Source organism: Streptomyces sp. NPDC058637 (assembly GCF_042717325.1).
In the GTDB taxonomy this organism is placed as follows: Bacteria; Actinomycetota; Actinomycetes; order Streptomycetales; family Streptomycetaceae; genus Streptomyces.
In genome coordinates this window covers 1-3,267 of record NZ_JBHXRD010000068.1, presented here as the reverse complement: position 1 = coordinate 3,267, position 3,267 = coordinate 1, and the positions used below count along the sequence as shown (strand labels likewise).

At 74.9% G+C, this 3,267-nt stretch carries 4 protein-coding genes; 1 reads left to right on the top strand and 3 read right to left on the bottom strand.

The window, feature by feature from the left end; translation table 11 throughout:
• Nucleotides 1-141: 141 nt before the first annotated feature.
• Nucleotides 142-1,041, bottom strand: coding sequence for a TIGR01777 family oxidoreductase (locus ACFWVP_RS34750; RefSeq protein ID WP_384502158.1), 900 nt, complete (start codon nt 1,039-1,041; stop codon nt 142-144).
• A 61-nt stretch (nt 1,042-1,102) separates the two neighbouring features.
• Here ACFWVP_RS34750 and ACFWVP_RS34745 point away from each other — a divergent pair, with 61 nt between their 5' ends.
• Nucleotides 1,103-1,630: a GNAT family N-acetyltransferase gene (locus ACFWVP_RS34745; RefSeq protein WP_384502157.1), complete on the top strand. Its 528-nt coding sequence runs from the start codon at nt 1,103-1,105 to the stop codon at nt 1,628-1,630.
• A gap of 29 nt (nt 1,631-1,659) precedes the next feature.
• Here ACFWVP_RS34745 and ACFWVP_RS34740 read toward each other — a convergent pair whose 3' ends face one another.
• Together ACFWVP_RS34740 and ACFWVP_RS34735 are read right to left on the bottom strand one after the other, a co-directional pair.
• The gene (locus ACFWVP_RS34740; RefSeq protein ID WP_384502160.1) at nt 1,660-2,181 is read right to left on the bottom strand and encodes a DUF4240 domain-containing protein; all 522 of its coding nucleotides are present in this window, start codon (nt 2,179-2,181) and stop codon (nt 1,660-1,662) included.
• A gap of 61 nt (nt 2,182-2,242) precedes the next feature.
• Complete coding sequence (locus ACFWVP_RS34735) at nt 2,243-3,211, bottom strand: helix-turn-helix transcriptional regulator (RefSeq protein ID WP_384502155.1); 969 nt, start codon at nt 3,209-3,211, stop codon at nt 2,243-2,245.
• Nucleotides 3,212-3,267 lie beyond the last annotated feature (56 nt).

Genomic DNA, 3,267 nt, shown 5'->3' with positions numbered 1-3,267 from the left:
GGGTGCACGGGGTCGCACGACGCCCGGTGGGGCGGCCCAGGGGACGGCGGACACGGCGGCGGCAGGAGGCCCCGGAGGGCCGGGACGGGACGGCTGACCTGCGCCGCGCCGCGGCACCGCGGCCTCGGAGGGCGGCCGGGCTCAGCGCAGCGCGGCGCGGATGGCCTCGTCGATCCCGGGGAAGGCGAACGAGAAGCCCGAGTCGAGAAGTTGGCCGGGGAGCACCCGCTGGCTGCCCAGGACGTCCTCGGCGAAGTCCCCGAGCGCGATCCGCAGCGCGGGTGCCGGGGCGGTGAACAGGGTCGGACGGCGCAGCACCCGGCCCATCGCGGCTGTCACCTGGCCGTTGGTGACGGGGGAGGGGCCGGTCAGATTCACCGGACCGGACAGGGACTCCGTGTCCAGGAGGTGCCGCATGGCGGCGATGTGGTCGTGCAGGGCGATGAAGCTCCAGTACTGGCGGCCGTTCCCGATCCGCCCGCCGAGCCCCGCCCTGAACAGCGGGAACAGCCGCCCCCAGGCACCGCCCCGCCGGGCGACGACCAGGCCGGTCCGGGCGTGCACCGTGCGGATGCCCGCCTCCTCGGCGGGGGCCGTGGCCTCCTCCCACTCCACGCACACGGACGGCAGGAAGCCCTCGCCGGGCGGCGCGCTCTCGTCGACCGCGCGGTCCCCGGTGTCGCCGTAGTAGCCGATGGCGGATCCGGACAGCAGCACCCTCGGCGGGGTGTCCAGCGAGGCCACCGCCTCGGCGATCGCCGCCGTGCCCAGCACCCGGCTGTCCCGGATCTCCCGCTTGTACGCCTCGGTCCACCGGTGGTCCCCGACCCCGGCACCGGCGAGGTGGACGACGGCGTCACAGCCGACCAGCCCCGCCACGTCGACGTACTGCCGCCTCGGGTCCCACTCCACCTCGTCGCCCGTGGCGGCGGGGCGGCGCACCAGGCGCACCACCTCGTGCCCGTCGGCGCGCAGCGAGCGCACGAGCGCCGCTCCGATGAGTCCGGTCGATCCGGTGACGGCGATACGGGAGAGCGGCATGGCCCCATCCTGCCCCATGGGCCCCGCCGCACGCGGAACACGGCGTGGCACAGTGGCGCGCATGTCCGAGCCGCAGATCCTCTCGCTCCTGCCCGTCCGAACCGCCGCGCAGACGGACGGGAGCGCGCTCGGGGAGCTCGACCGCGCCACCTGGTCGACGCTGCACGCGGTGCAGCCGAGGCCGCAGGCCCCGTACGAGCCCTTCTTCGACGAGCGGCACCGGCCCGAGGACTTCCTGGTGGCCGAGGCCGTCACCGGGGCGGGGGAGGAACGCGTCGCCGGATACCTCCGGCTGGCCAGGCCGACCCCGCTCGCCTGCAACGCCCACGTGCGCCAGATACAGGGCCTCGCCGTGGCCGAGTGGGCGCGGGGCAGCGGCATCGCGCGGGCGCTCTTGCGTGCCTCGTACACCGAGGCGCGGCGGCAGGGAGCCGGGCGGCTCACCCTGCGGGTACTCGGGCACAACGCCCCCGCGCGGGCGCTCTACGCGTCGGAGGGCTTCGCCGTCGAAGGGGTGCTGCCCGGCGAGTTCTTCCTGCACGGCCGGTACGTCGACGACGTCCTGATGGGCCGCTCGCTGACGCCCTGAGACGCAGGGACGGGGCCCGGGACGGCCGCTCAGGCCACCCCGAAGCGGTCCCAGAGCGCGGGGAACCGTTCCGCCAGCGCGGCGTCGTCCTCGAAGGCGACGGGCGTGCCCTCCGGTTCCACGGCCTGGGGCGGCAGCCCGAGGTCGGGAGCCACCACGCCGGTGAGCTGCTCGTACGCCTCGTCCGCCGCGTATCCGAGCTCCTCGCCGTCCCCGTCGAGTTCGTCGTCGAAGTCCTCCAGCAGCTCGGCGAGGCTGTCCGCATCGTGCATCGCGCCCTCGAAGACCTCCCGGCCCTGCGCGATCAGCCAGCACCGGAAGAAGTCGAACGCGTCGTCGCTCGCCCCGCCGAGCAGCACGGCGGCCGCACCCCACAGGTCCCAGCGGTAGGCGCGGTTGTAACGGGCCTCGAAGTGCCTGGCGAAATCCAGCACGGAGTCGGGGTCGAGCCGCACCAGCCGTTCGACGAGCAGGTCGGCGTGGTCCTCGGGGTCGCCCTCGGCGGCCTCGCGGGTGCTGTCGATGATCTCCCAGAACTCCGTCTCGTCCATCACGGGTCCAGCATCTGCCCTGGCGGCGGGCGATGCACGCGGAGACACCGAATTGAAGCCTTCAGCGATACAGGTCGCGCAGGCGTTCGGCGGCATCGATGAAACGTTCGCGGAGGGTGGCGGGTGCGAGGACCTCCAACTCCGGCCCGAGGGCGAGCAGCTGGCCGTACGCGACCTCCTCGGACTCGACCGCCAGGACGACCGTGCGCAGGCCGTCCTCGTCGGGCCCGGCGGCCACCGCCAGCGCCTCCTCGGCGGCGGCCCGGTCCACGAGGTACGGCAGCCGACGCACACCGGCCCCGGACAGCCGTACGGTCACCTCGGTACGCAGGATCGACCGGGCGAACTGGGCCGCGCGCTCCTCCCAGAAACGGGGCAGGTCGAAGTCCTCGTCCCGGGCGAAGCGGTCCTGCGACACGGTGACCGCGGTGAACCGGTCGATCCGGTACACCCGGAAGTCCTCCCCGGCCCGGGCGCACAGATACCAGACGCCCGCCTTCAGCACGAGCCCGTACGGCAACAGCTCCCGCTCGACCTCCCGCGTACCGCCGCGAAGGTAGCGGACCAGGACCGGCCGGTCGCCCCAGACGGCCTCCGCGACGGCGGGCAGCAGCTCGGGGGCGGCCGGCTCGTGGAACCAGGCGGGGGCGTCCAGGTGGAAGCGCTGGGCGGCGGTCCTGGAGGCGTCCCGCAGCGAGGGCAGCAGGGCCGCCGAGACCTTCAGCCGGGCCGCCGACGCGGCGTCGTCCAGCCCCATCTCGCGCAGCGCGGAGGGCAGCCCGGACAGGAAGAGCGCCTCGGCCTCGTGGCGGGCCAGCCCGGTCAGCCGGGTCCGGTAACCGCCGACGAGCCGGTACCCGCCGACCCGGCCCCGGTCCGCGTACACGGGCACCCCCGCCTCGGAGAGCGCCTGGGCGTCCCGGGTCACGGTGCGCTCCGACACCTCCAGCTCCCTCGCCAGCTCGGCGGCGGTCATGGCGGGGCGGGACTGCAGGAGCAGCACCATCTTGATGAGCCGGGCAGCACGCATGGAGCCATTGTGGGGTGCCGACGGCGGCGGGGCGGGGGGGGGGCCGGCCCCGCCCC

Coding starts and splice junctions, on each gene's coding strand:
- ACFWVP_RS34750 (WP_384502158.1), bottom strand. CDS start 1,041: ATGCCGCTCTCCCGTATCGCCGTCACCGGATCGACCGGACTCATCGGA.
- ACFWVP_RS34745 (WP_384502157.1), top strand. CDS start 1,103: ATGTCCGAGCCGCAGATCCTCTCGCTCCTGCCCGTCCGAACCGCCGCG.
- ACFWVP_RS34740 (WP_384502160.1), bottom strand. CDS start 2,181: ATGGACGAGACGGAGTTCTGGGAGATCATCGACAGCACCCGCGAGGCC.
- ACFWVP_RS34735 (WP_384502155.1), bottom strand. CDS start 3,211: ATGCGTGCTGCCCGGCTCATCAAGATGGTGCTGCTCCTGCAGTCCCGC.